The organism is Sphingobium sufflavum (assembly GCF_021403115.1).
Classification (GTDB): domain Bacteria; phylum Pseudomonadota; class Alphaproteobacteria; order Sphingomonadales; family Sphingomonadaceae; genus Sphingobium; species Sphingobium sufflavum.
Window position 1 is genome coordinate 342,776 of the sequence record NZ_JAJSSH010000001.1, and the last position, 21,675, is coordinate 364,450.

The following is a 21,675-nucleotide window of genomic DNA, read 5'->3' on the forward strand; positions in this document are numbered from 1 at the left end:
GTCCGGCCTCGGCCATGGCCAGGGCCGGATGCGTCGAGAGAGGAAGGATTATCGTGCGTTACGCTTATGCCATCACCGCCGCCCTGTTGCTGGGCGGGACCGCTCTCAGCCTGACCACGGGCACGAATGTCAGCGCGCAGACCGCGCAGAACGAGGGACTGGCCGCCGCACCGCGCGGCGCCCCCGGCAGCTTTGCCGACATGGTCGAGCGGCTCCAGCCCGCCGTCGTCAACATCTCCACCAAGCAGCGGGTGAAGGTGCAGAACCAGAACCCGTTCGCGGGCACACCCTTCGGCAACATGTTCGGCATGGGCGAGGACCAGCAGGGCGGGCAACCGCAGACGCGGCAGGCGCAGTCGCTGGGGTCCGGCTTCATCATCTCCGCCGACGGTTATGTCGTGACCAACAATCATGTCGTCGCCCCCGGCGCGGCGGGCGCCACGGTGGACACCATCACTGTGATCCTGCCCGACCGCACCGAATATGAGGCCAAGCTGGTCGGCAAGGACGCGAACAGCGACCTCGCCGTCCTGAAGATCATTCCCAAGAAGCCGCTGCCCTTCGTCAAGTTCGGCGACAGCACGCGGGCGCGGGTCGGTGACTGGGTCGTGGCGATCGGCAATCCGTTCGGGCTGGGCAGCACGGTGACGGCGGGCATCATCTCCGCGCTGCACCGCAACACCGGCGGCGGGTCGGACCGTTTCATCCAGACCGACGCCTCGATCAATCAGGGCAACAGCGGCGGCCCGATGTTCGACATGGCGGGCAATGTCATCGGCATCAACTCGCAGATATTGTCGCCGTCGGGCGGCAATGTCGGCATCGGCTTCGCCATTCCGTCCGAACAGGCCGTCTCCATCATCGAGACGCTGCGCAAGGGCCAGTCGGTGCGGCGCGGTTACCTCGGCATCCAGATCAGCCAGTTGTCGGAAGACATGGCCGATTCGCTGGGCCTGCCCAAGAATCACGGCGAGTTCGTGCAGGGCGTGGAGCCGGGTAAGGGCGCGGACAAGGCCGGGATCAAGGCGGGCGACGTGATCGTGCGCGTGAACAAGCGCGAGGTGACGCCGGACGACACGCTGTCCTACATCGTCTCCGCCCTGCCGATCGGGTCGCAGGTGTCGATCGAGATCGTGCGCAATGGCAAGCCGATCAGCGTCACCGCCACCATCGGCGAACGCCCGCCGGAGGAGCAACTGGCCAAGTTCGGCCAGCAGGGCGAGGATGATTTCTCCGACCAGGATCCCAAGAGCAGCGAGCAGGCCGGGCAGCAGTTGCTGGGTCTGGCGGTGCAGCCGCTGACGCCGACCATCGCCCAGCAACTAGGCGTGCCGGGCACCACGCGCGGCGTCGTGATCGCGGGCGTGGATGCGTCCACCGATGCGGGGCAGAAGGGCCTGCGTCGGGGCGACGTGATCCTGACCGCCAATGGTACGCCGGTCGTGACCGAGGCGGAACTGAACACGGCGGTCAAGGCCGCAAAGACCGCAGGGCGCAACGCCATCCTGCTCCAGATCCTGCGCCGCGGCCAGCCCGCCGCCTTCGTGCCGATCCGCCTGCGCGGCAACTGATCGGGGCCATGAAGTTTCCAAAGGGGCGCGGGAGGGAGACCTTCCGTGCCCCTTTTTCGTAGATGCAACGTGGGGCGTTCGCGCCTGTGCCGACAGGTCTCAGGGCGTTAGAACGTGATGCCGTTAGGTTGACCCACTTCCCGCCTGTGAGCGCCGGGAACCGTAGGCGGGTGATCCACTGCGGCGTTCATGGATTGCTTCGCTGCGCTCGCAATGACGGTTCAAGGAAAAGCCATCCTGCGACAGGGCCAACCGACATGCCGTTCCGGCGGTCTGCAAGTGGTTGAAGTGAGGCGCATGGCCCGGTTCAAGTTCCGCTCTTCTGGTGCATTCGCAGGTTGAGCAGGCTCTGTGGAGCGAGTCCCGTGCCTCGCTTCAAGGTTTTCGTAAAACCACGATTTTCGGTATGTCACCTTTGGATGTCGATTGGCCCTGGAGCCTTTTCCCATGCGTGAAAATGCTTGAGGTCTTTTGAAGCTGCAGATTCCAAGTCGTCGACCGTCGATGGTCATATGAAAATCCTCTCTATCCCCGTCGATGCCGGGAGGAGGGAAATGGCCGAAAGCGGCTGTGCTATTGCCCCCGGTGCGCCGCCCATCGTTCCGCGCCCCAGAGCTGGATGAGCCGGCCCACGTCCCGCTGCTCCGCCGTGCCCGGTACCAGCCGCGCATAGGGGATGGTGCGCCCGCGCCGTTCGAACCATGCCTCCTGGCTCGACGTATCGAACGCCCAGCCCGCGCCCGCTGCATCGACCATGCCGATAGCCGCCGGTTCCTGAAGATCGCCGACATAGCGTAGCACGGGCTTGCGGGCCGGTTGTCCGGTCTTTTGCCCCGCCAGCACGCGCAGGATCAATCCGCGATAGTCGCGCAGGCCGATGGCCCCGGAGAGGTCGACGCCCGGCTGGCTCAGCACCAGCGGTACATGCGTCTGGATGCGGTTGATACGGTGGCCATGGCCGAGGAAACCGTCCTCGAACAGGGATTCGCCATGATCCGCCGTGACGACCAGCAATGTGTCCTGCCACACGCCCATGGCCTTGAGCGAGGCGATCACCTGGCCGATCATCGCGTCCGAATAGGCGACCGCATTCCAGTAAGTGCGCTGGACATGGGTGCGATTGGCGGCGGTGATGGCGTCGCGCGCGACCGGGTTCGGTTCGATCCGGTCGGTCATGCCGTCATGATGATAGGGGAAATGGGCCGACTGGAAGTTGAAATAGACGAAGGTGGGCTGCCGCCAGCCTTCCGCCCGGCCCATTTGCCGGTCGAACTGGGTCAACAGCTTGCTCTCGTCCACCAGCAGCGATCCCTGCGCGGCGAAGCCGAAGGCGCGGTCGGCCTTCAGCGTTTCCGCATCGACGAAGATGTTGCTGGCCGCCTTCATACCGGTGATGCCCGAAATGTCGCCGAACTCCTCCGACTGGCCGGACATTACCGCGATGCGGTATCCCGCCTTCTTCAGGTCGCGGAACAGTGAGGGCGCGCCGACGCGCGGTTCCAGCTGGCCGGTGAACAGGCTTTTGAGCGACGCGGTGGTGAAGCCGACATGGCTATACGCCTCGCGCGCGCTGCTGCCCGTGACAGCGAGGGCTTCGAGATTGGGGGCGACCGGCCTGCCGTCGATCCGCTTGCCGATCACGTCGCCGCGCGTGCTCTCCAGCACGATCAGGACGAGATGTTTCGGCCGGGCGGGCAGGGTCGGCAGGGGCGCTTCCGGCCGGATGGGCGGCAGTTTGAGGTCGCCGCCCAGCTCATCCTCGTCCACGCCATTATTGGGGATGTCGAGGGCGAGGGGGTGGCGGCTGGCGTCGAAGGGGGCGTCGTCGCGCAGCGGCGAGAACCAGCTATAACCGTCGCGGTCGAAGTCGGTCAGCGTGCCCAGCGCCTGCGCCACCAGCCCCGACGCGGTCATCCGCACAACGGCATAGCGGACATTGGCATGGGCGTTGGCGAGCAGGAGCAGCACTGGCATGGCGGCAAAGAGCAGCGCGACCGTCCGCCACCGGAGGGCGCGGGGCCAGCCGGTGTCGGTGGGGCGCGTCAGGCGGCGGATGACGAACAGGCACAGCAGCCAGGCGACAGCCACGCCGACCAGCAGTTGCGCGACCAGCGCCCCTTCGCTCAGCCCATACAGCGCGGCATCCAGCAGGCTACCCCCGCCCAGGTTGCGCAGGATGGTGAAGGAGACCGCATCGCTGAAATAGCTCAGCAGTTCGAACTTCGCGACGACGACGCCCATATGGATGCCGATGGTCAGGAAGAGGAAGGCGAACAGGCGCACCAGCCGGCGCGTGCGCTGGCCGAGCCACAGGCCGACCAGCAGATAGGCCAGCCCGACCTCCAGCGCCTGCGCCACCACCGCCGTGAGCAGAAACAGGATGACCTCGCCCGCGCCGGACAGCGCATGGGACTGGCCGAAACCGCCGCCGAACAGCGCATATTTGCGCTCCGCCAGCGCCAGTTCGAACAACAGGGTCACGGCCAGCGCGACGCCGATCGCGATCCGTTCCACAAGGATGGTGCCACGGCCTGCCGGGCGGATGCGGGGGGCGAGACGGTTCATGCTTTTCCCTATGCCCGACAGTGCCTCCGATTTCGTTAATCGGCAGGATGCGGTAAGGCTTCGTTGAAGGGTGGGGCGATATGGGAGCAAGGGCCGATCCGACGGCATCCGGCCCGGTTGCTCTACTCTTCTGATTTACCGCGTTTTCCGGGTCAGCAGATGTTTCCTTCTGCCGGGAAAACGCTCTAGGGTCGCCCTTCGCAAGGAAGCCGATGGCACAGGTGGTTCAGTTGTTCAGCAATCCGCACGCGGGCGCTTATTCGCGCCGCCGCGTCCGGGCGCTGACGCGCGCCTTGCAGGGCATGGGCGCGACCGTGGTGCAGTCGGTCAGCGCGGACGGGCCGCCGGAGATACTGGACGAGGCGGATCATGTCTGCGTCGCGGGCGGCGATGGCACGGTGCGCCATGTCGCGTCCGCCGTGCTGCAATGCGGGCGGCCCGTGACGATGAGCATCTATCCCATCGGCACGATCAACCTGCTGGCGCGCGAACGCCTCTATCCGACCAAGAGTTGCGAATTTGCCCGGATGGTGATGGCGAAGGCGACCTGTCGCCCCCATTATCCGGTCGCGGCGGGCGATACCTTCTTCTTCGCCTGCGCCAGCGCGGGGCCGGACAGCGCTGTGCTGGAGCAATATTCCCCCCGGCTGAAGCGGCGGATCGGGCGCATGGCCTATGTCGCGGCGTTCGTCGCCCTGCTGTGGAAATGGCCGCGCCAGACCATCCGCCTCGACGCCAATGGCCGCCGGGTGGATTGCGAGGCCTTCTATGTCGCCAAGGGCCGCTACTATGCCGGGCCGTGGAGTTTTGCGCCTGCCAGTAGGGTTGATGACCCGCTGATCCATGTCGTCGCGCTGAAACGGGCGCGGCGCAGGGATTTCGTCCGCCTCGCGCTTACCCTGTTGCTGGGACGCAGCGTGGCGGCGGTGCCGGGGGCCACCTGCTTTACTGCGACGCGGTTGCTGGCGGAAAGCGACACTCCCCTGCCGTTGCAGGCGGATGGCGACGTGGTCGCGCACCTGCCCGTGCGGCTGGCGGTGGGGGATAATCCGCTGTCGTTCAGTTGAGGCGAGCAGGCGCGGCACGGGAATAAGCGCGAGTCACTCGCAAAGTCATTGTTGCGGCGCAAAATCTCTTTTACGCTCCTGCCTTCCGAAAGCCTCCCGCAGGATAGCCCCGCCCGTGACCAACACGCCCCGCCAGCAGGCGGCGACCACCGCCCCCGCCGGTTCCACCCGCCTTTCCCGCACCCGCCGTGGCCCCGGTCGCCCCACCCGCCATCAGGCGGTGCAGCGCGACATGGAATTGCTGGACTGTGCGCTGGACCTGTTCCATCAGCGCGGGTTCGAGGGCACGACCATCGACGCGATTACCGCCGCCTGCAACATGGCGAAGCGGACCATCTACGCCCGCTACGCCGACAAGACGATGCTGTTCAAGGCGGCGCTGCAACGCGGCATCGAGGAGTGGGTGGTGCCGATCGAGCGGCTGCAGGAGGCAGAGGACGACGATCTGGAGGCTAGCCTGTTGCGCATCGGGCAGATATTGGTCGCCAATATCGTCAGCCCGGCCGGGCAGCGGCTGATGAAGATCACCAACGCCGAATCCTCCCGTATGCCGGAAATCGGCGTCTATACGCTGCAACAGGGGACGGAGCGGACGATGGCCTTCCTCGCCGAACTGCTTCGCCGCCGCGTGCGCCCGGACTATGCGGAGACGCACTGGGCGCAGGATGCCGCCCATGCCTTCATCCATCTGGTCGTCGGCGGCCCGGCCACTATGCGCGCCTGGGGCGTGGCCGTGCCGGACGACGAGATCGAGCGGCAGACGCAATTTTGCGTGCGGCTCTTCCTGCACGGGGTTCTGGCCAAGGGGTAAGGCGACGGCATGGGAGGGGGATGACGCCTCTCTCGCCCTATTTGAACAGGCTGCCCAGCACCCCGCGTACGAGCGATCCGACGATGCCGCCGCCCGACGATTTGCGGCTGGATCCGAACACGGCCTTGCCGATCTCGTTCGCGACCTGGCGCCCGACCGAGGATGCGGCGGAGCGGGTGGCGGATTGCACCGCCTTCTCCAGCGCCCCCGGCCTAGCGGCTTCGCGCGCGGCGGCGGCGTCTGCCTTCGCCTGTTCCTTCAGCGCGGCGGCCTGTTGTTTCGCCTCGACCTTGGCCTGTTCGGCGGCGGCCTTGTCGGCGCTGGCCTGCGCCTTGGCGGCTTCCGCAGCGGCGGCGGCGGCGTTGCCGCGCGCGGCCAGTATCTCGCAGGCCGACTCGCGGTTGATCGCCTCGTCATATTTGCCCTCGACCGGGGAAATGGAACGCAGGATCGCCCGTTCCTTCGCCTCCAGCGGCCCGACCCGCGAGCGGGGCGGCGCAATCAATGTCCGTTGCACGGGGGAGGGCGATCCATCCTCCTGCAACAGGCTGACCAGCGCCTCGCCCACCTTCAGCTCTGTGATCACGGTGGCGACATCCACATCCTTGTTGGCGCGGAAGGTGTCGGCGGCGGCCTTGATCGCTTTCTGGTCGCGCGGGGTGAAGGCGCGCAGGGCATGCTGCACCCGGTTGCCGAGCTGCCCGGCCACATCTTCGGGGATGTCGATCGGGTTCTGCGTGATGAAATAGACGCCCACGCCCTTCGACCGGATCAGGCGCACGACCTGCTCGATCTTGTCGGTCAGCGCCTTGGGCGCATCGTCGAACAGCAGGTGCGCCTCATCGAAGAAGAAGACCAGCACCGGCTTGTCCGGGTCGCCGATCTCCGGCAGCGTCTCGAAAAGTTCGGACAGCAGCCACAGCAGGAAGGTCGCATAGAGCTTGGGCGACTGCATCAGCTTGTCGGCGGCGAGGATGTTGACATAGCCGCGGCCCTTGTCGTCCACGCCGATGAAGTCATGGATGTCGAGCGCCGGTTCGCCAAAGAATTGCGCGCCGCCCTGGCTGTCCAGTTGCAGCAACTGCCGCTGGATCGCGCCCACGCTGGCCTTTGTCACATTGCCATATTGGGCGGTCAGAGCGTCGGCATTCTCCGCGCAATAGGCCAGCATCGACTGGAGATCGTCGAGGTCGAGGAGGAGCAGCCCCTGCTCGTCGGCATAGCGGAAGGCGATGGTCAGCACGCCCTCCTGCGTTTCGTTCAGGCCCATCAGCCGGGCGAGGAGCAATGGTCCCATCTCGCTGACCGTGGTGCGGATCGGGTGGCCCTTTTCCCCATACAGATCCCACAGGATAGCGGGATTGTCGGCGAAGGCATAGTCGGTGATGCCGATTTCCTTGGCCCGCTCGATCAGCTTGTCGGCGTTCTTGGCCGTGGGCGATCCGGCCATGGCGATGCCGGCGAGGTCGCCCTTCACATCGGCCATGAAGACGGGGACGCCGCGCGCGGAGAAACTCTCGGCAATGCCCTGCAACGTCACCGTCTTGCCGGTGCCGGTCGCGCCCGCGATCATCCCGTGCCGGTTGGCGCGGCGCAGCACCAGCCGCTGCTCCTCGCCGCCACCGAGGCCGATATAGATATTGTCCGCCATGATCCTGTCCCCACGCTTGGATGGCGGCATCCTATCGGCGCGGCGGATGAAGTCGAGAGGGATGATGGACGGCGCCGCCATCACCCGATGTCGGCGGGCCGGTCAGCCCTCGTCCGGCCGGGTCGCGTTCAGGAACATCGCCCAGAAGGCCCAGAATCCGACGACGGAGGTAAATTCCACCGCGCCCTTCTCGCCAAAAGCGGTCTTCACCTGCTCGAACAGGGCGGCGGGCACGGTGCCGCTCAGCACCGTCTGCGCATAGTCGATTACCAGCCGCTGCTCCGCATCGAACAGGTTGCTGTTGCGCCAGTCGTCCAGCGCCGCCGCCTGATCCGCGCTGATGCCCCCCGCCAGCGCGATGGCCTCACGCGAGCGGATCGAATAGGTCGAGCCATAATGGCGGTTGACCGTCATGATCGCCAGTTCGCGCAGGTCCGCCCGCTTGCACCATTCCAGGTCGAGCGCGAGGAAGCGGCTGGTCTGGGCTAGGGTCAGCGCCAGTTTCGGGTTTAGCGCGGCGATGGCCATGCCGTCATGATTGGCGTCGAAGGCCGGGGCTGCCACGCCGGGGAACAGGGTGCCGAACAAGGCCGCGGCATCGGCCGGGTCATCCCGATAATCGCTGGCGGTGTGGACGGGCTGGACGCGCGCCATATCTCTCTCCCTGGATTGTGAACGACAACAGCCTTCCCCGTGAGGGAAGGGCTGTTGTTCGATGATCTGCGGGCAGAAAGCCAGCCCGAAACGCTTATTCCGCCGCCTGTGCCTGTGCGGCCTGCGCGGACGCCACCGGCTTGGTCTGGGCGAGGGAGGTGCCGAAGGTGTGGAAACAGGCCGCGTGCAGGCCGCCGAGGCCACCGGCGACGAAAAGCAGCACATCCTTCGGCTCCGGCGTCGCATAGACACGGCCATCGGCGCGAATACGCTCCTGAAGGGCGAGCTGGTCGCGATGTTCCTTGTTGAAGTCGCCCTCGCCCAGGCTGGCATATTTCCACACCAGTTCCTGCACATCCTCGATACGGGGGATTTCCCTGCCGACAATCTCCGCGCAGATGGGGTTGATCGCGATCAACGCCTCGCCAAAGGGCACCGCGCCGGAGAAATTGTTGCAGCCGGCATAGGCATAGGAGCGGCCGATCATCTCCAGAAAATCGCGCGCGCTGTGCGAGGTCGTGTCGATGACGTTCATCGTGCCCATGGTGCCGAAGGAGGTGACGGCGCTGCCCGCCACGCCGCGACGTTCGGCCAGCGGCGACCAGGGGGATTTCTCCTCCCACTCGCCGGTCACGACGCCCGCGATGCGGCCGGGCGAGCCAAAGGTCGTCTGCGAGGTGCCGCCGGTCGTCTGGCCCGCGACATTGCGCATCAGCAGCCGGATGGTGCGGCCGATCGCCGCGCTGGCCCCCGGCACGCCGCCGAGGCAGCCATAGCCGTATGGAATGGCGAGGTCGTGCCGGACCGGCCCGTTGACCACGAAGGCGGGATAGACGGGTGCGGTCGTGGCGTTGACGCCATAGAGTTCGAAGTCCGGGTCCGCGATGGAGGCGATCATCGCGATCAGCAGTTCCAGCGATTCCGGCGGCGCGCCCGCCATTACGGCGTTGATGACGATCTTCTCGACCGTGCACTCGCTGCTGTCCGGCATGGTGCCGATCAGTTCGTCCGGGTAGCGGTCATTCTCGCTGAGGAAGGTGCGGACGCGCGCGTCGGTCGGCGGGATCAGGGGCAGGCCGTCGCCCCAGCCCTGCTCCAGCGCGAAACGGTTGAAGGCGTCGATGTCGAGGTCGGTCTCGATACGGCGGCTGGTCAGCCAGTCGACCTCGCATCCCTCCGGCCCGCAGTCGCGGCTGACGAGGGGCTTGATGACGGGCGCGGCGCGGTGGGCGCCGGGGCGGATCAATTCGATGGTCATTCCGCGGCCTCCGCCGTTGCGTTGAGATTGGCGCCCATGGTTTCCAGCACGCCCTCGAAATGGGCCTCTCCGATCAGCTCCACATCCTCGCGGCGCTGCTCGTTCAACGGATAGGGGAGGACGTGGACGCGCAGGCCGGAGCGGCCGCCGCGCGCGGCGATCTCATGGGCGAAGACTTCGAAATTCTTCGTGGCGATGGCGGTGGTGGGCAGGCCATGGTTCGCCGCCTGGATGGCGTCGCGGACAGTCCAGCCGGTGCAGCTGCCGCAATTGGCGAGTCCGACGACGGCGATGTCGATGCTGTTGAGGAACGCCTCATAATCGGCGGCATGCCGTTCGCCCTCGTCGCCCGACCGGCCGCCGGAGCGCCAGAAGACGACGTCCGCTCCGGCTGCCCTGAACTTCTCCGCCCAGCCCTCGCTGATCCAGTCCCACGCGCGCCACATGCGGTCGAGGCGGAAGCCCACCCGCTTGCCCGCCAGCGATCCCGCATCGGGGCCGGGGCTGGTGATGTCGTCCGCGCGTTTTGCGGTGGGGTCGAGGATGAATCCTGTTGCCATTGTCGCCTCCTGAAAATGCATCCGCTCCGGTGGTGCTGTTTTAACATGACCAACCAACGGGAGTGTTGCAGAGCGCCCCCATTGCGTCCAATGCGTATCAGAACCGACTATGATGAGTTTTATGCATCATGCTCCAGCTCCGTAGCCTCAACCATCTCGTCACCCTCGCCGCCCGGCGCAATTTCGCGCGGGCGGCGGAGGATCTGGGCCTGTCGCAATCCGCGCTGAGCCGGTCGATCCAGGCGCTGGAGGCGCAGATCGGCATGCGCCTGTTCGACCGCGACCGGGCGGGCGTGACGCTGACGCCGCAGGGCCGGATGGCGGTGGAGCGGGCCGCCGTGCTGCTGGCCGACGCCGATGATTTCGAACGGCATCTGGCCGCCAGCGCCAGTGCGGAAGCGGGGCATGTCCGGTTCGGCATCGCGCCCATGCCCGCCCGCGCGCTGTTGCCCGCCGTCATCGCGGAACGGCTGCGCGTCGCGCCGGACGTGACCAATGACGTGGTGGTGCGCGACGTGGATGCGCTGTGGGCGCTGCTGGTCGCCGGCGAGATCGAGTTTTTCGTCACCAACGAGGGGTTTCAGTGTGAGTCGCCCCCGCCGCGCATCGAGACGCTGGGCCATTTCCCGGTCGGCGGCATCGTGCGCGCGGGCCATCCGCTGCTGTCCGGCGATTGCCCCGGCATGACCTTTCCGGTGGTGCGGTCGAGCTGGACCGGCGTGCCGCTGCCGCCGGAGATAGAGGCGCGGAGGCGCGGCGTGGCCAATGTGATCGAGGATTTCGGGTCGCTGGCCGCGATCACCGCGGCGTCGGACGCGATCTGGTTCTCCTCCCCCTATTCGGCGGGAGAGGCGTTGCGCGCGGGGGTGCTGCACCAGTTGCCCGACGGCGCGCCGGACGCGGCGGTGCGGGTGGTGATGTGCTCGCTGGAGCGGCGTTCTCCATCGCCCTGGGCGCGGTCGCTGAAGGCGCTGTTGCGGCAGGAGATCCAGCGGCTGGCGCGCGGGGCCGGGGGTTGAGGGTGGCCTTTGGAGGCTGATGGCGTGGGGTGGCGCCCGCAATGACGAGGCTGTTTTCTGGCGGTCTGCTCTGGAGACTGAGTGGGACCGTGCCGGGCGGCGGAATGGCGCGGGGCAAAGGCGGTGGTGATGCAATGGCCCGACGTGCGACCCAACATACGGGGCCGGTGTGAGGCCGTGGTCAGACGCCCGGCCGGCGACCGGGGCGGGAGCGGAGGGACGCTTCGCACCATGGGCGCGAAATTTTCTGCGGTGGCCGGACGCCCCCCGTTGCCTTCTTCTGCGACTCTCTCGCATAAGGCGGTGATCGGCTCGCATAAGGCGGTGATCGGTAAACAGGAGAGCCGCATGATCCGATACGCTTCCGGTATGACGCTGGCCCTCCTGACCATCGCGGCCTTTGCCCCGCCGGTGCAGGCGCAATCGGCGGAGGCTCCATCGGCGCAGGGTGATCTGGCCGTCACCATCTATAACAGCGGGCGGTCGCTGGTGTCCGACACGCGGCCGATCGCGCTGTCGGCGGGGCGGCAGCGGATCGAGTTTCCCGATGTCTCCGCGCGGATCGAACCCGCCACCGCCACGCTGTCCGAGCAGGGAGTTGGGGCCGGGCAGGGTATCGGCATCGTGGAGCAGAATTTTGATTTCGACCTGCTGACCCCGGCCAAGATGATGGAGAAGGCGGTGGGGCGCATCGTCACCATCGTCCGCACGAATCCGGCGACGGGCGCGGAGACGCGGGAACAGGCGAAGGTGCTGGCGGCGAACGGCGGCGTCGTCCTCCAGATCGGGCAGCGGATCGAGGTGCTGCGCGACGATGGCCTGCCGGTGCGGGTGATTTTCGACAAGGTGCCGGAGAATCTGCGCGCCCGGCCCACCCTGTCGGTGACGGTGGAAAGCACGGGCGCGGGGACGCGGGCGCTGGGCCTGTCCTATCTGACGCAGGGGCTGGGCTGGGGCGCGGACTATGTCGCGCTGTTCGACCGGACGGCGGGCAAAATCGACGTGCAGGGTTGGATCACCCTGACCAACAGCACCGGCACCACCTTTACCAACGCCAACACGCTGTTGGTGGCGGGGCAGGTGGAAGGCGGTGTATCCTATGCGCCGCCGGTCCGGCGCGCGGGGACGCAGACGGCGGCGCGGGAGCGGATCGGGGATTTCTATCTCTATCCCCTGAAGCAGCGCACCACGATCGCCAATGCCCAGACCAAGCAGGTCAGCTTTCTCGACGTGGCGGGCGCGCCCGCCCGTGCGGCCTATGAATATCGCAACGACTGGCTGGGCGGCGGCGGAGAGGCGCAGAGCGCGAGCAGCGTGCTGAAATTCTCCACGTCGCGCGAGGCGGGGCTGGGCGATGCGCTGCCCGCCGGGACGGTGCGCGTCTATATGCGCGACGCGCGCGGGGCGCCGCAGTTCGTGGGCGAGAACCGCATCGGCCACACGCCGATGGGATCGGAACTGTCGATCGTGACCGGCGCGGCCTTTGACGTGAAGGTCAAGCCGGTGGTGGTGTCGCGCGAGAAGGCGGGCGACACCAAATGGCGCACGGCCATGCGCTACACCCTCACCAACGCATCGCCGGAACCGGTGACGGTGGAGGTGATCCAGTCGGGCCTCGACTGGGCCTGGGCGGAAACGCGGGTCATCACCGAGACGGTGAAGGGCGACCGGACATCGGCGGACAGCATCCGCTGGTCGGTGGCGGTGCCCGCCAATGGCGAGACAGAGATTAGCGCGCTCCTCGAAACCCGGTACTGAGGGGAGCGGCGGCGATGCTGGCCCTGCTGTCCGTGTTGCTGCTGGGCGCGGCCCCGGCGGTCGTGACCTCTGCGGAGCCGGAGGCGGTGTCCGTCACCGTCTATCGCGATCCGCACCGGCGGGCTGGCGCGTTGAGCCTCGACGGGTTGAACGGCAGCGCCTTGGTGACGGAGACGCGGACGGTGGACCTGCCCGCCGGTCCCGCCGAAATCCGGTTCGAAGGGGTGGCGGACGGCATCATCCCTGTCAGCGCCATCGTCACCGGCCTGCCCGGCGGCACGGTGGAGAAGAACCGCGACGCGCGGCTGTTGTCGGCTGCGGCGCTGGCGGATGGCAGCCTGGGCCGCCGCCTGACCCTGCGCCGGACGGACCGTGCGACGGGCCGGGTGCGGGAGGAGGCGGCGCGGCTGGTCGCGGGTCCGGCGGGCGGCCTGATCGTGCAGACGGCGGAGGGCGTGCTGGCGCTGGGCTGTTCCGGGCTGACGGAGGCACCCGTCTATGGCGCGGTGCCCGACGGGCTGTCGGCGCGGCCCACCCTGTCCGTCACCACGACCAGCCGGGTGGCGACGCGGGTGACGGTGCAACTCTCCTATCTGGCGGACGATTTCGACTGGGAGGCGACCTATAGCGGGCGGATCGGCGCGGATGGCCGCACCATCGACCTGTTCGCCTGGCTGACGCTGGCCAATGGCAATGGCGTGAGTTTTCGCGCGGCGCAGACGATGGCGGTGGCGGGGGAACTGGCGCGGGACGAGAACGCGACCCGGACGCCGCCACCCGCCGCGCCGGGGGCGATCCGGCTGCGCTGCTGGCCGCGCAAGACGACGAGCGATATTGCGGAGACGGGGGTGCCACCGATTCCGCCCGCGCCCTCCGCCCCGCCGGCGATGGGTGAGATCATGGTGACGGCGCAGCGCCGCCAGGAAATGGTGCAGGACGCGCCCATGGCGGTGTTGATGGCGGAGCAGGAATCGCTGGGTGACCTCAAGCTCTACCGCATCCCGGAGCCGGTGACGGTGGCGGCGCAGAGCCTGAAGCAGGTGGCGCTGCTGACCCGGCGGGGCGTGCCGTTCGCGACGATCTACAGCTTCCTGATCCAGCCCGGCATGGGTAGGGGCGGGGGTGAAGGTCGGGGTCGCGGCGGGGCGCAGGAGGCGGGCAGCCCGGCGCGGATCGTCCTGCGACTCCAGAACCGGGAGAAGGACGGACTGGGCCTGCCGCTGCCATCCGGCCGGATCGCGGTGATGGCCCCGCGCGGCGACCGCGACCTGCGCGTGGGGGAGGGCGATGTGGACGACACCGCCGTGGGGCAGGAGGCCAACCTGTCCATCGGCGAGAGCGCGCAGGTGCAGGGTAGGCTGGTCGCGTTGGATGCGGGCGGGGCCGGTGCCGGGATTGGGGCCGGGCGGTGGCGCTATGTCGTCAGCAACGCCAATCCCTTTGCGGTGTCGGTGGAGGCGGTGATCGGCGTGCGTCCCGACGGCCTGCGCGGCGCGGCGCGGCGGATGGCGACCCGCAACGGCCTGCCGGTCTGGACGGTGCGGGTGCCCGCCAACAGCGAACGGACATTGGCGTTCGAGACGGCGCAGGTGCAGTAAGGGGGCAGTAGGAGGGCGCGCGGCAGGAAGGGGACACAGGAGCAGGGCGGCTATCACCGTCACCGCCCTGTCATGAGTCTGCGCCAAGGCTGTCCGAAATCATTCGGGATATATGCCATGACCCTGTCCGACGGTTTCGAGATGGATCGCATCAAGGAGGAGATCGCCGACAGCTTCGACGAGGAGCTGGAGATGGAGATCGACGAGAGCCGGCTGGAGAGCCTGCTGGGCGACATGGCCGACCACCCGGACCGGATGCAGCTCGACCGGCGCATCTATTTCCGCGAACTGTTCCGCCTCCAGCATGAACTGGTGCGGTTGCAGGAATGGGTGCAGCACAAGGGGCTGAAGGTCGTCGTCCTGTTCGAGGGACGCGATTCGGCGGGCAAGGGCGGGGCGATCAAGCGCATCACCCAGCGGCTCAACCCCCGTGTGTGCCGCGTCGCCGCCCTGCCCGCGCCAAGCGAGCGCGAGCGGACCCAATGGTATTTCCAGCGTTATGTGCAGCATCTGCCCGCCGCGGGTGAGATCGTGCTGTTCGACCGGAGCTGGTATAATCGCTCCGGTGTCGAGCGGGTCATGGGCTTCTGCACCGAGGATGATGTGGAGGAATTCTTTCGCTCCGTCCCGGAGTTCGAGCGGATGCTGGTGCGGTCGGGCATCATCCTGCTGAAATATTGGTTCTCCATCACCGACGACGAACAGCAGTTCCGCTTCAACATGCGTATCCATGATCCGCTGAAACAGTGGAAGCTGTCGCCGATGGACGTGGAGTCGCGCCGCCGCTGGGAGGATTACACCCGCGCGAAGGAAGCGATGATGGAGCGCACCCACATCCCCGAAGCGCCATGGTGGGTGGTGGAAGCGGTGGACAAGAAGCGGGCGCGGCTGAACTGCATCAGCCATCTGCTCGACCAGATCCCCTATGAGGATGTGCCGCGGTCGTCGGTGGTCCTGCCCGACCGGGTGCGGCATGAGGATTATATCCGGCATCCGGTGCCGGAGGAAATGTATGTGCCGTCGGTGTTCTGACGGGTGAGAGGCAGGGTGGGCGTCGTCGTTGCGCGGCTTTGGTCGCGGTGCGTCTGCCCTGCCCCGGATAGTGCCTATACTGTTATCCCGACTGTTATCCCGGATACGTCCTTCAGCCGTCACCCCGGATCAGGTCGGGGGTGACGTAAGCGGTAGGGTGGAGCGTCCCCTCCCAAATTACCGGAAGAAGCCCTTGCTGCGCAGGAAAAGGTAGGTTGCCCCGGCCGTGCCCGCCGCGACCAGCGTCGCCGCAAAGGTGCCGCCCGCCCCGGTGAACGGCAGGTCGCCGGTGTTCATCCCGAACAGGCCCGTCACCAGCGTCGCGGGCAGCATCAGCGCGGTCATCACCGACAAGAGGTAGAGATTCTGGTTGGTCCGCTGGTCCGACGCCAGGTCGAGTTCGTCGCGCAGCAGGCGGAGCTGCCCCTGCACGCCCAGCGCATCGGCATCCAGCCCCTGCAACCGCTGCGACAGTTTCTCGATCGTGGGGTGGAGCGCATCGGGCAGGTCGTCGTCCTGTTCCAGCCGCCGGAACACCCGCTGCATGCCGTCGAGCATACGGTGAAGCTGCGCCAGCCGCCGCCGTATGTCGAGCAACTGGCGGCTGGTCGGCGGATGATGGCCGTCGAGAAAGGCGTCCTCCGCCACCTGCACGTCGCTGGACAGGGTGCGGATGACGCTGTCGATATTCTGGATCAGCGCGCTGACCAGCAGGTCCAGCGCCGCGCCCGGCCCGTCCACCCGCGCGCCGTCGCGGATGCGGCGCTGCACGATGTCGGCAAAGCCCAGCGGGTGCAGCCGGGTGGTGACGATCAGGCCGGGCATCAGCGCAACGCGCAACGCGCCGACGCGGGCGGTGTCGCGCACGTCGAAATCCCGCTCCAGGTCGTGGAGGGTGCAGCAGACCACCCAGTCGTCCCCGCTGCCCTCCACCAGCGCGCGCTGGTGCATGTCCTGCGAGAGGAGCAGTTCGCGCGCGGCGGGGGGCAGGCTGGCGGCGCCCTCCATCCACACCCGCGTGCCATGGTCGGCGAGGTTGAGGTGGAGCCAGCGGAAGGCGCCGGGATGGGCGCTGTCGCACCGCTCCACCGCCACCGCAACGCCGCCGGGCGCGAAGTCCAGGCCCCAGAGGAGGCCCGGACCCGCGCCCGGCGTGCTGCCCGCGAGGGGCAGGGGCGGATTCCCGGTCAGAGGAAGGCCCCGGTCAAAGCATGGGCACTCAGAAGCTCTTCGAGAAGAGCATGTAGAGCGTGCCCGACAGCAGGATGGACACGGGCAGGGTCAGCACCCACGCCATCAGCAGGTTGCGGATCGTGCTCATCTGGAGACCGGAGCGGTTGGCGGCCATGGTGCCCGCCACGCCCGACGACAGGACATGGGTGGTGGAGACGGGCAGGCCCAGCGCATCCGCGCCGAAGATGGTGCCCATCGCGACCAGTTCCGCCGACGCGCCCTGGGCATAGGTCAGGTGCGACTTGCCGATCTTTTCCCCCACGGTCACGACGATCCGCTTCCACCCGACCATGGTGCCGAGGCCGAGCGCAAAGGCCACCGCGATCTTGACCCACAGCGGGATGAAGCGGGTGCCGGCGTCCAGCGACTTCTTGTAATCGCCCAGCGCGTCCTTCTGTGCATCGTCCAGGCCAGCGGCTTTGTCCTTGCCCAGCCGCTTGATGGCTTCGGAGGCGAGATACATGTCGTTGCGGACATTCTCCACCGCGGCGGCGGGCACCTTGGCCAGCGAGCCATATTCGCCAACCTGCCGGTCGATGTCCTTGACCAGCACGGCCAGCGCCGGGGTGGTGGACGGCTCATAGCTCTTGTTGGCGATATAGGTGGTCACGGTCTGGCGGGCGGCCGGTGCGCTGAGCGCCGGGGTGCTGCCGCCCTGCGCCAGTGCGCCATAGGCCTTGTCCGCATTGACGTGGAATTCGGCGGTGTAGCTGGCGGGCACGGCCCGGTTGAGCGCATAGGCGGTGGGCACGGTGCCGATCAGGATCAGCATGATGAGGCCCATGCCCTTTTGCCCGTCGTTGGAGCCATGGGCAAAGCTGACGCCAGTGCAGGTGAAGATCAGCAGCGAGCGAATCCACAGCGGCGGCGGCACGCCGTCCTTTGGCTCCTGATACAGCGCCTTGTTGCGGATCAGCAGCTTCATGGCGATGAACAGGGCGGCGGCGACGCCAAAGCCGATCAGCGGCGAGAGGAGGAGCGCCTGCCCGATCTCCGTCGCCTTCGTCCAATCCACGCCCGCCGTGCCGCTCTTGCCGTGCAGCATCGCATTGGCGACGCCGACGCCGATGATCGACCCGATCAGCGTGTGCGAGGAGGAGGACGGGATGCCCAGCCACCATGTGGCGAGGTTCCAGACGATGGCCGCGATCAGCAGCGCGAAGACCATGGCGAAACCGGCGTTCGACCCGACCTTCAGGATCAGCTCCACCGGCAGCAGCGAGACGATGCCGAACGCGACTGCGCCGCCCGACAGCAGCACGCCGAGGAAGTTGAAGAAGCCCGACCACACCACCGCGACATTGGCGGGCATGGCGTTGGTGTAGATCACCGTGGCCACGGCGTTGGCGGTGTCGTGAAAGCCGTTCACAAATTCGAAGCCGAGCGCGATGAGCAGGGCGATGAAGAGGAGGAGGAAGGGCAGCAGCGCCGTGGCGCTGACGCCCGCCGCGCTGGCATCCGCATAGACGCTGTAGGCGACATAGAAGAGGGCGGCGAGGATGGTAGCGACCAGACCGACCTGGCCCGCCAGCCCCAGCCCTTGGTCAAGATTGGGCCGGGTATAATGCCCGGCGGTGATAGATGCGCTCATGCTGTCGGCTCCCCAAAAGATGATTCGGGGGTAGGCCGGTTCCATGACAGCAATGTTGCGGTGAAAATGGGTTCAGCACGCAGCCCTCGCCGCTCGCTGAACGATTGGCCGATGAATTGACCGATGTTCCGTCCATCCGACGCAAGGGCGGACTGCGTCTTTTTCTGGATGATTGGCGGGGTGTCTTACGCAGGATATTTCTGTGTCTAATCCTGGATCGGGAAGTTAAGTCGGAATTATCGAATATCTGATGATCGTTTCTGATTGCTGTTTGGATTGACGTAAAATGAGGAAAACCATGGTTCGTGCGTTTATTGCCATGATAGTATTGGCGGCCCTGAATATTGGCTTCGTCAATACTGTTTCCGCGCAATTGGCGCGCACCTGGGTTTCGGGAGTTGGCGACGATGCCAATCCCTGCAGCCGAACCGCTCCCTGCGCGACATTTGCGAGTGCTGTGCCCCGGACCCTGGCAAGCGGCGAGGTTAATTGCCTCGATTCCGGTGGGTTCGGCCCGGTGACGATCACCAAGGCGATCACGATCCGATGTGATGGCGGAGCGATCGGCGGTATTCTGGCGGTCGATACGGACGCCATTGTCGTTCAGGCCGGGATTGATGATTTCGTGTATCTGATCGGGCTGGATCTGGAGGGCATGGGCCGCATGGTGTCGGGGCAACCCGTCGCGGCTGGTGGTTTGAACGGAATCCATTTCCTGTCCGGCCGCTCATTGACGATCGAAAATTGCAGCATCCGCAATTTCCGGCAAAGCGGAATACAGTATGTCTCTCACAACGCTTTTTCATTCCTGAATGTCAGTGGAACGAAAATTCATAACAGCGGTACAGAGGGTAGTGCTTATGGGATCTATATTTCGCCCTATGGGGATGGAATCGTGAATATTACAAGATCCGATATTGTGGGAAATACACAGGGTATATCTGTGCAAGGCGGTGCATATACCAGAAAGGTCGCCGGTGTTGTTAGTGATACTAATGTGAACGCCAATAGACTTCTGGGTATCTCGATACTCAAGAATTCAGCGGAGTCCCTGGTCTTGTCGCTCGACAATGTACGGGTTGTTGGAAACGGAAGCTATGCCCTGGTGGCAAATGGTGTGGGCACGGGAATGCTGGTCGGCCGGTCGACGATCAACCATAATGAACGCGGACTGTTGCCGGTCGGAGGCGGCCTCCTGATATCCTATGGCAATAATGCGGTGAACGGCAATAACAGCAGGGATGGGGCTTTCTCCTCCGTCATTCCAATGAAGTGACGTTGCGTCCAGCCGTTGCCGGATAGGGTCTCCATATCGGGATGATGGGCAGGGCATGCGATCCGCTGTAGCTATGAGAGCGTTCTTACATGGGACGAAAACGCTCTCGTTTGTCTGGTGCCGTATTTTTCGAGCCGTTGACCGTAAGCGGTCCCTTTGAAAATGCCCTATGCCAGCCCGATGGGGTTCGCGGACATGGAAAAACCCCGGCCATTGCTGACCGGGGTTTTCATTCCGTGGTGCGATCCGGTGGAGTGGATCAGAGCTTTTCGGTCAGTTCGGGCACGATCTTGAACAGATCGCCGACGATGCCGATGTCCGCGACCTGAAAGATGGGGGCGTCCTCATCCTTGTTGATCGCGATGATCGTCTTGCTGTCCTTCATGCCGGCCAGATGCTGGATCGCGCCGGAGATGCCGACCGCGATATAGACTTCGGGGGCGACGATCTTGCCGGTCTGGCCGACCTGATAGTCGTTGGGGGCATAGCCGGCGTCCACCGCGGCGCGCGATGCGCCGACCGCCGCGCCGATCTTGTCGGCCAGCGGGAAGATGGTGGCCTCGAACGTCTCGGCATCCTTCAGCGCGCGGCCGCCGGACACAATGACCTTGGCGCTGGTCAGTTCGGGACGCTCCAGCTTGGCGATTTCGGCGCCGACGAAGGACGAGATGCCCTTGTCACCGGTGGAGGCAACCGCCTCGACCACGCCGGAACCACCCTCACGGGCGGCCTTCTCGAACGCGGTGCCGCGCACGGTGATGACCTTCTTGGCATCCTTCGACCGGACGGTCGCGATGGCGTTGCCCGCGTAGATGGGACGGGTGAAGGTGTCCTCGCTCTCGACCGACAGGATGTCGCTGATCTGCGCGACGTCGAGCAGGGCGGCGACGCGCGGCGCGATATTCTTGCCATGCGTGGTGGCGGGCGCGATGAAGGCGTCGTGGCTGCCCAGCAGTTCGACGATCAGCGGTGCGACATTCTCGGCCAGCGCATGTTCGAACGCGGCGTCGTCCGCGACATGGACCTTGCCCACGCCGGCGATCTTCGCGGCTTCGGCAGCGGCGCCATCGACGCCCTTGCCCGCGACGAGCAGATGGACTTCACCCAGCTTCGACGCGGCGGTGACGGCGGAGAGGGTCGCGTCCTTGACGGACACATTGTCATGCTCGACCCAAACGAGTGTCTTCGTCATGCGGCTACTCCCAGGGCTTTGAGCTTGGCGACCAGTTCGTCGACATCGGCAACCTTGATGCCGGCCGACCGCTTCGGCGGCTCACCGACCTTCAGCGTTTCGAGGCGCGGGGCAATGTCCACGCCATAATCGGCGGGGGTCTTGGTCGCCAGCGGCTTGGACTTGGCCTTCATGATGTTGGGCAGCGACGCATAGCGCGGCTCGTTCAGGCGCAGGTCGGTGGTGATGATGGCGGGCGTGTTGAGCTTCACCGTCTCCAGGCCGCCGTCCACTTCGCGGGTCACGTCGACCGTGTCGCCCGACACTTCCACCTTGGAGGCGAAGGTGCCCTGCGGCCAGCCGAGCAGCGCCGCCAGCATCTGGCCGGTCTGGTTGCTGTCGTCGTCGATCGCCTGCTTGCCGAGGATGACGAGGCCGGGGCCTTCCTCTTCCACGATCTTGGCCAGGATCTTGGCCACGCCCAGCGGCTCGACCTCATCGTCGGTCTGGACCAGGATGGCGCGGTCGGCGCCCATGGCCAGCGCGGTGCGCAGCGTTTCCTGCGCCTTGGCCACGCCGATGGAAACGGCCACGATCTCGGTCGCGGCGCCCTTTTCCTTCAGGCGGATGGCTTCCTCGACGGCGATTTCGTCGAACGGATTCATCGACATCTTCACATTGGCGAGATCGACGCCGGTGCCGTCCGCCTTGACGCGCGGCTTGACGTTATAGTCGATCACCCGCTTCACGGGCACGAGTATCTTCATTGCAAACGGTCCTTCCTAAAACTCCGCGTGCCGGGCCGTGGAGAGTCCAACCGGATAAACGAAACTGCCTTTGCCTTACCCGACGCACAGGTC

Annotated in this window: 17 protein-coding genes; 8 read left to right on the top strand and 9 right to left on the bottom strand. The window is 66.2% G+C overall.

Translation table 11 applies throughout. From position 1 onward, the window contains the following. The first annotated feature begins 53 nt into the window (after positions 1-53). Positions 54-1,571, top strand: a complete 1,518-nt coding sequence (locus tag LWE61_RS01795; protein WP_234148244.1) for a Do family serine endopeptidase — start codon at positions 54-56, stop codon at positions 1,569-1,571. 573 nt (positions 1,572-2,144) lie between these two features. On the opposite strand, the gene LWE61_RS01800 is transcribed toward LWE61_RS01795, so the two are convergent. Next, complete coding sequence (locus tag LWE61_RS01800; protein ID WP_234148245.1) at positions 2,145-4,136, bottom strand: LTA synthase family protein; 1,992 nt, start codon at positions 4,134-4,136, stop codon at positions 2,145-2,147. 212 nt (positions 4,137-4,348) lie between these two features. On the opposite strand from LWE61_RS01800, the gene LWE61_RS01805 reads away from it, so the two are divergent. Both LWE61_RS01805 and LWE61_RS01810 read left to right on the top strand, forming a co-directional pair. Next, a complete protein-coding gene (locus tag LWE61_RS01805; RefSeq protein ID WP_234148246.1) occupies positions 4,349-5,203 on the top strand; it encodes a diacylglycerol/lipid kinase family protein in 855 nt (284 codons plus the stop codon). A gap of 115 nt (positions 5,204-5,318) precedes the next feature. Then, positions 5,319-6,014, top strand: a complete 696-nt coding sequence (locus tag LWE61_RS01810) for a TetR/AcrR family transcriptional regulator (RefSeq protein ID WP_234148248.1) — start codon at positions 5,319-5,321, stop codon at positions 6,012-6,014. 37 nt (positions 6,015-6,051) lie between these two features. On the opposite strand, the gene LWE61_RS01815 is transcribed toward LWE61_RS01810, so the two are convergent. The 4 genes from LWE61_RS01815 to LWE61_RS01830 all read right to left on the bottom strand — a co-directional run bounded on the left by LWE61_RS01815 (position 6,052) and on the right by LWE61_RS01830 (position 10,137). Further along, complete coding sequence (locus LWE61_RS01815; protein ID WP_234148250.1) at positions 6,052-7,665, bottom strand: helicase HerA-like domain-containing protein; 1,614 nt, start codon at positions 7,663-7,665, stop codon at positions 6,052-6,054. Between the two features lie 102 nt (positions 7,666-7,767). Next, on the bottom strand, positions 7,768-8,319 hold the full coding sequence (locus LWE61_RS01820; protein ID WP_234148253.1) for a carboxymuconolactone decarboxylase family protein: 552 nt from the start codon (positions 8,317-8,319) through the stop codon (positions 7,768-7,770). A 94-nt stretch (positions 8,320-8,413) separates the two neighbouring features. Next, entirely contained in the window at positions 8,414-9,577 is a 1,164-nt protein-coding gene (locus LWE61_RS01825; protein ID WP_234148255.1) for a hypothetical protein, read from the bottom strand. Next, a complete protein-coding gene (locus LWE61_RS01830) occupies positions 9,574-10,137 on the bottom strand; it encodes a UGSC family (seleno)protein (RefSeq protein WP_234148257.1) in 564 nt (187 codons plus the stop codon). Before LWE61_RS01830 ends, LWE61_RS01825 begins: the two co-directional genes overlap by 4 nt. 128 nt (positions 10,138-10,265) lie before the next feature. Here LWE61_RS01830 and LWE61_RS01835 point away from each other — a divergent pair, with 128 nt between their 5' ends. The 4 genes from LWE61_RS01835 (at position 10,266) to ppk2 (ending at position 15,544) form a co-directional block, all read left to right on the top strand. Continuing rightward, positions 10,266-11,156 carry a LysR family transcriptional regulator gene (locus LWE61_RS01835; protein ID WP_234148259.1) on the top strand — a complete coding sequence of 297 codons (891 nt, stop codon included), beginning with the start codon at positions 10,266-10,268 and terminating at the stop codon, positions 11,154-11,156. Between the two features lie 348 nt (positions 11,157-11,504). After that, positions 11,505-12,914, top strand: coding sequence for a DUF4139 domain-containing protein (locus LWE61_RS01840; protein WP_234148261.1), 1,410 nt, complete (start codon positions 11,505-11,507; stop codon positions 12,912-12,914). Between the two features lie 14 nt (positions 12,915-12,928). Then, on the top strand, positions 12,929-14,512 hold the full coding sequence (locus LWE61_RS01845) for a DUF4139 domain-containing protein (protein ID WP_234148264.1): 1,584 nt from the start codon (positions 12,929-12,931) through the stop codon (positions 14,510-14,512). 117 nt (positions 14,513-14,629) lie between these two features. Continuing rightward, entirely contained in the window at positions 14,630-15,544 is a 915-nt protein-coding gene (gene ppk2, locus LWE61_RS01850; protein ID WP_234148266.1) for a polyphosphate kinase 2, read from the top strand. Between the two features lie 177 nt (positions 15,545-15,721). On the opposite strand, the gene LWE61_RS01855 is transcribed toward ppk2, so the two are convergent. Then, a complete protein-coding gene (locus LWE61_RS01855) occupies positions 15,722-16,639 on the bottom strand; it encodes a CorA family divalent cation transporter (protein ID WP_234148267.1) in 918 nt (305 codons plus the stop codon). A 124-nt stretch (positions 16,640-16,763) separates the two neighbouring features. Continuing rightward, positions 16,764-18,368 carry an inorganic phosphate transporter gene (locus LWE61_RS01860; RefSeq protein WP_234148268.1) on the bottom strand — a complete coding sequence of 535 codons (1,605 nt, stop codon included), beginning with the start codon at positions 18,366-18,368 and terminating at the stop codon, positions 16,764-16,766. A 298-nt stretch (positions 18,369-18,666) separates the two neighbouring features. Here LWE61_RS01860 and LWE61_RS01865 point away from each other — a divergent pair, with 298 nt between their 5' ends. Continuing rightward, on the top strand, positions 18,667-19,644 hold the full coding sequence (locus tag LWE61_RS01865) for a right-handed parallel beta-helix repeat-containing protein (RefSeq protein ID WP_234148270.1): 978 nt from the start codon (positions 18,667-18,669) through the stop codon (positions 19,642-19,644). Positions 19,645-19,903: 259 nt separating this feature from the next. On the opposite strand, the gene LWE61_RS01870 is transcribed toward LWE61_RS01865, so the two are convergent. Beyond that, complete coding sequence (locus tag LWE61_RS01870) at positions 19,904-20,836, bottom strand: electron transfer flavoprotein subunit alpha/FixB family protein (RefSeq protein WP_234148271.1); 933 nt, start codon at positions 20,834-20,836, stop codon at positions 19,904-19,906. Beyond that, positions 20,833-21,582: an electron transfer flavoprotein subunit beta/FixA family protein gene (locus tag LWE61_RS01875; RefSeq protein WP_234148272.1), complete on the bottom strand. Its 750-nt coding sequence runs from the start codon at positions 21,580-21,582 to the stop codon at positions 20,833-20,835. The genes LWE61_RS01870 and LWE61_RS01875 overlap by 4 nt, the downstream gene beginning before the upstream one ends. Between the last annotated feature and the right edge of the window lie 93 nt (positions 21,583-21,675).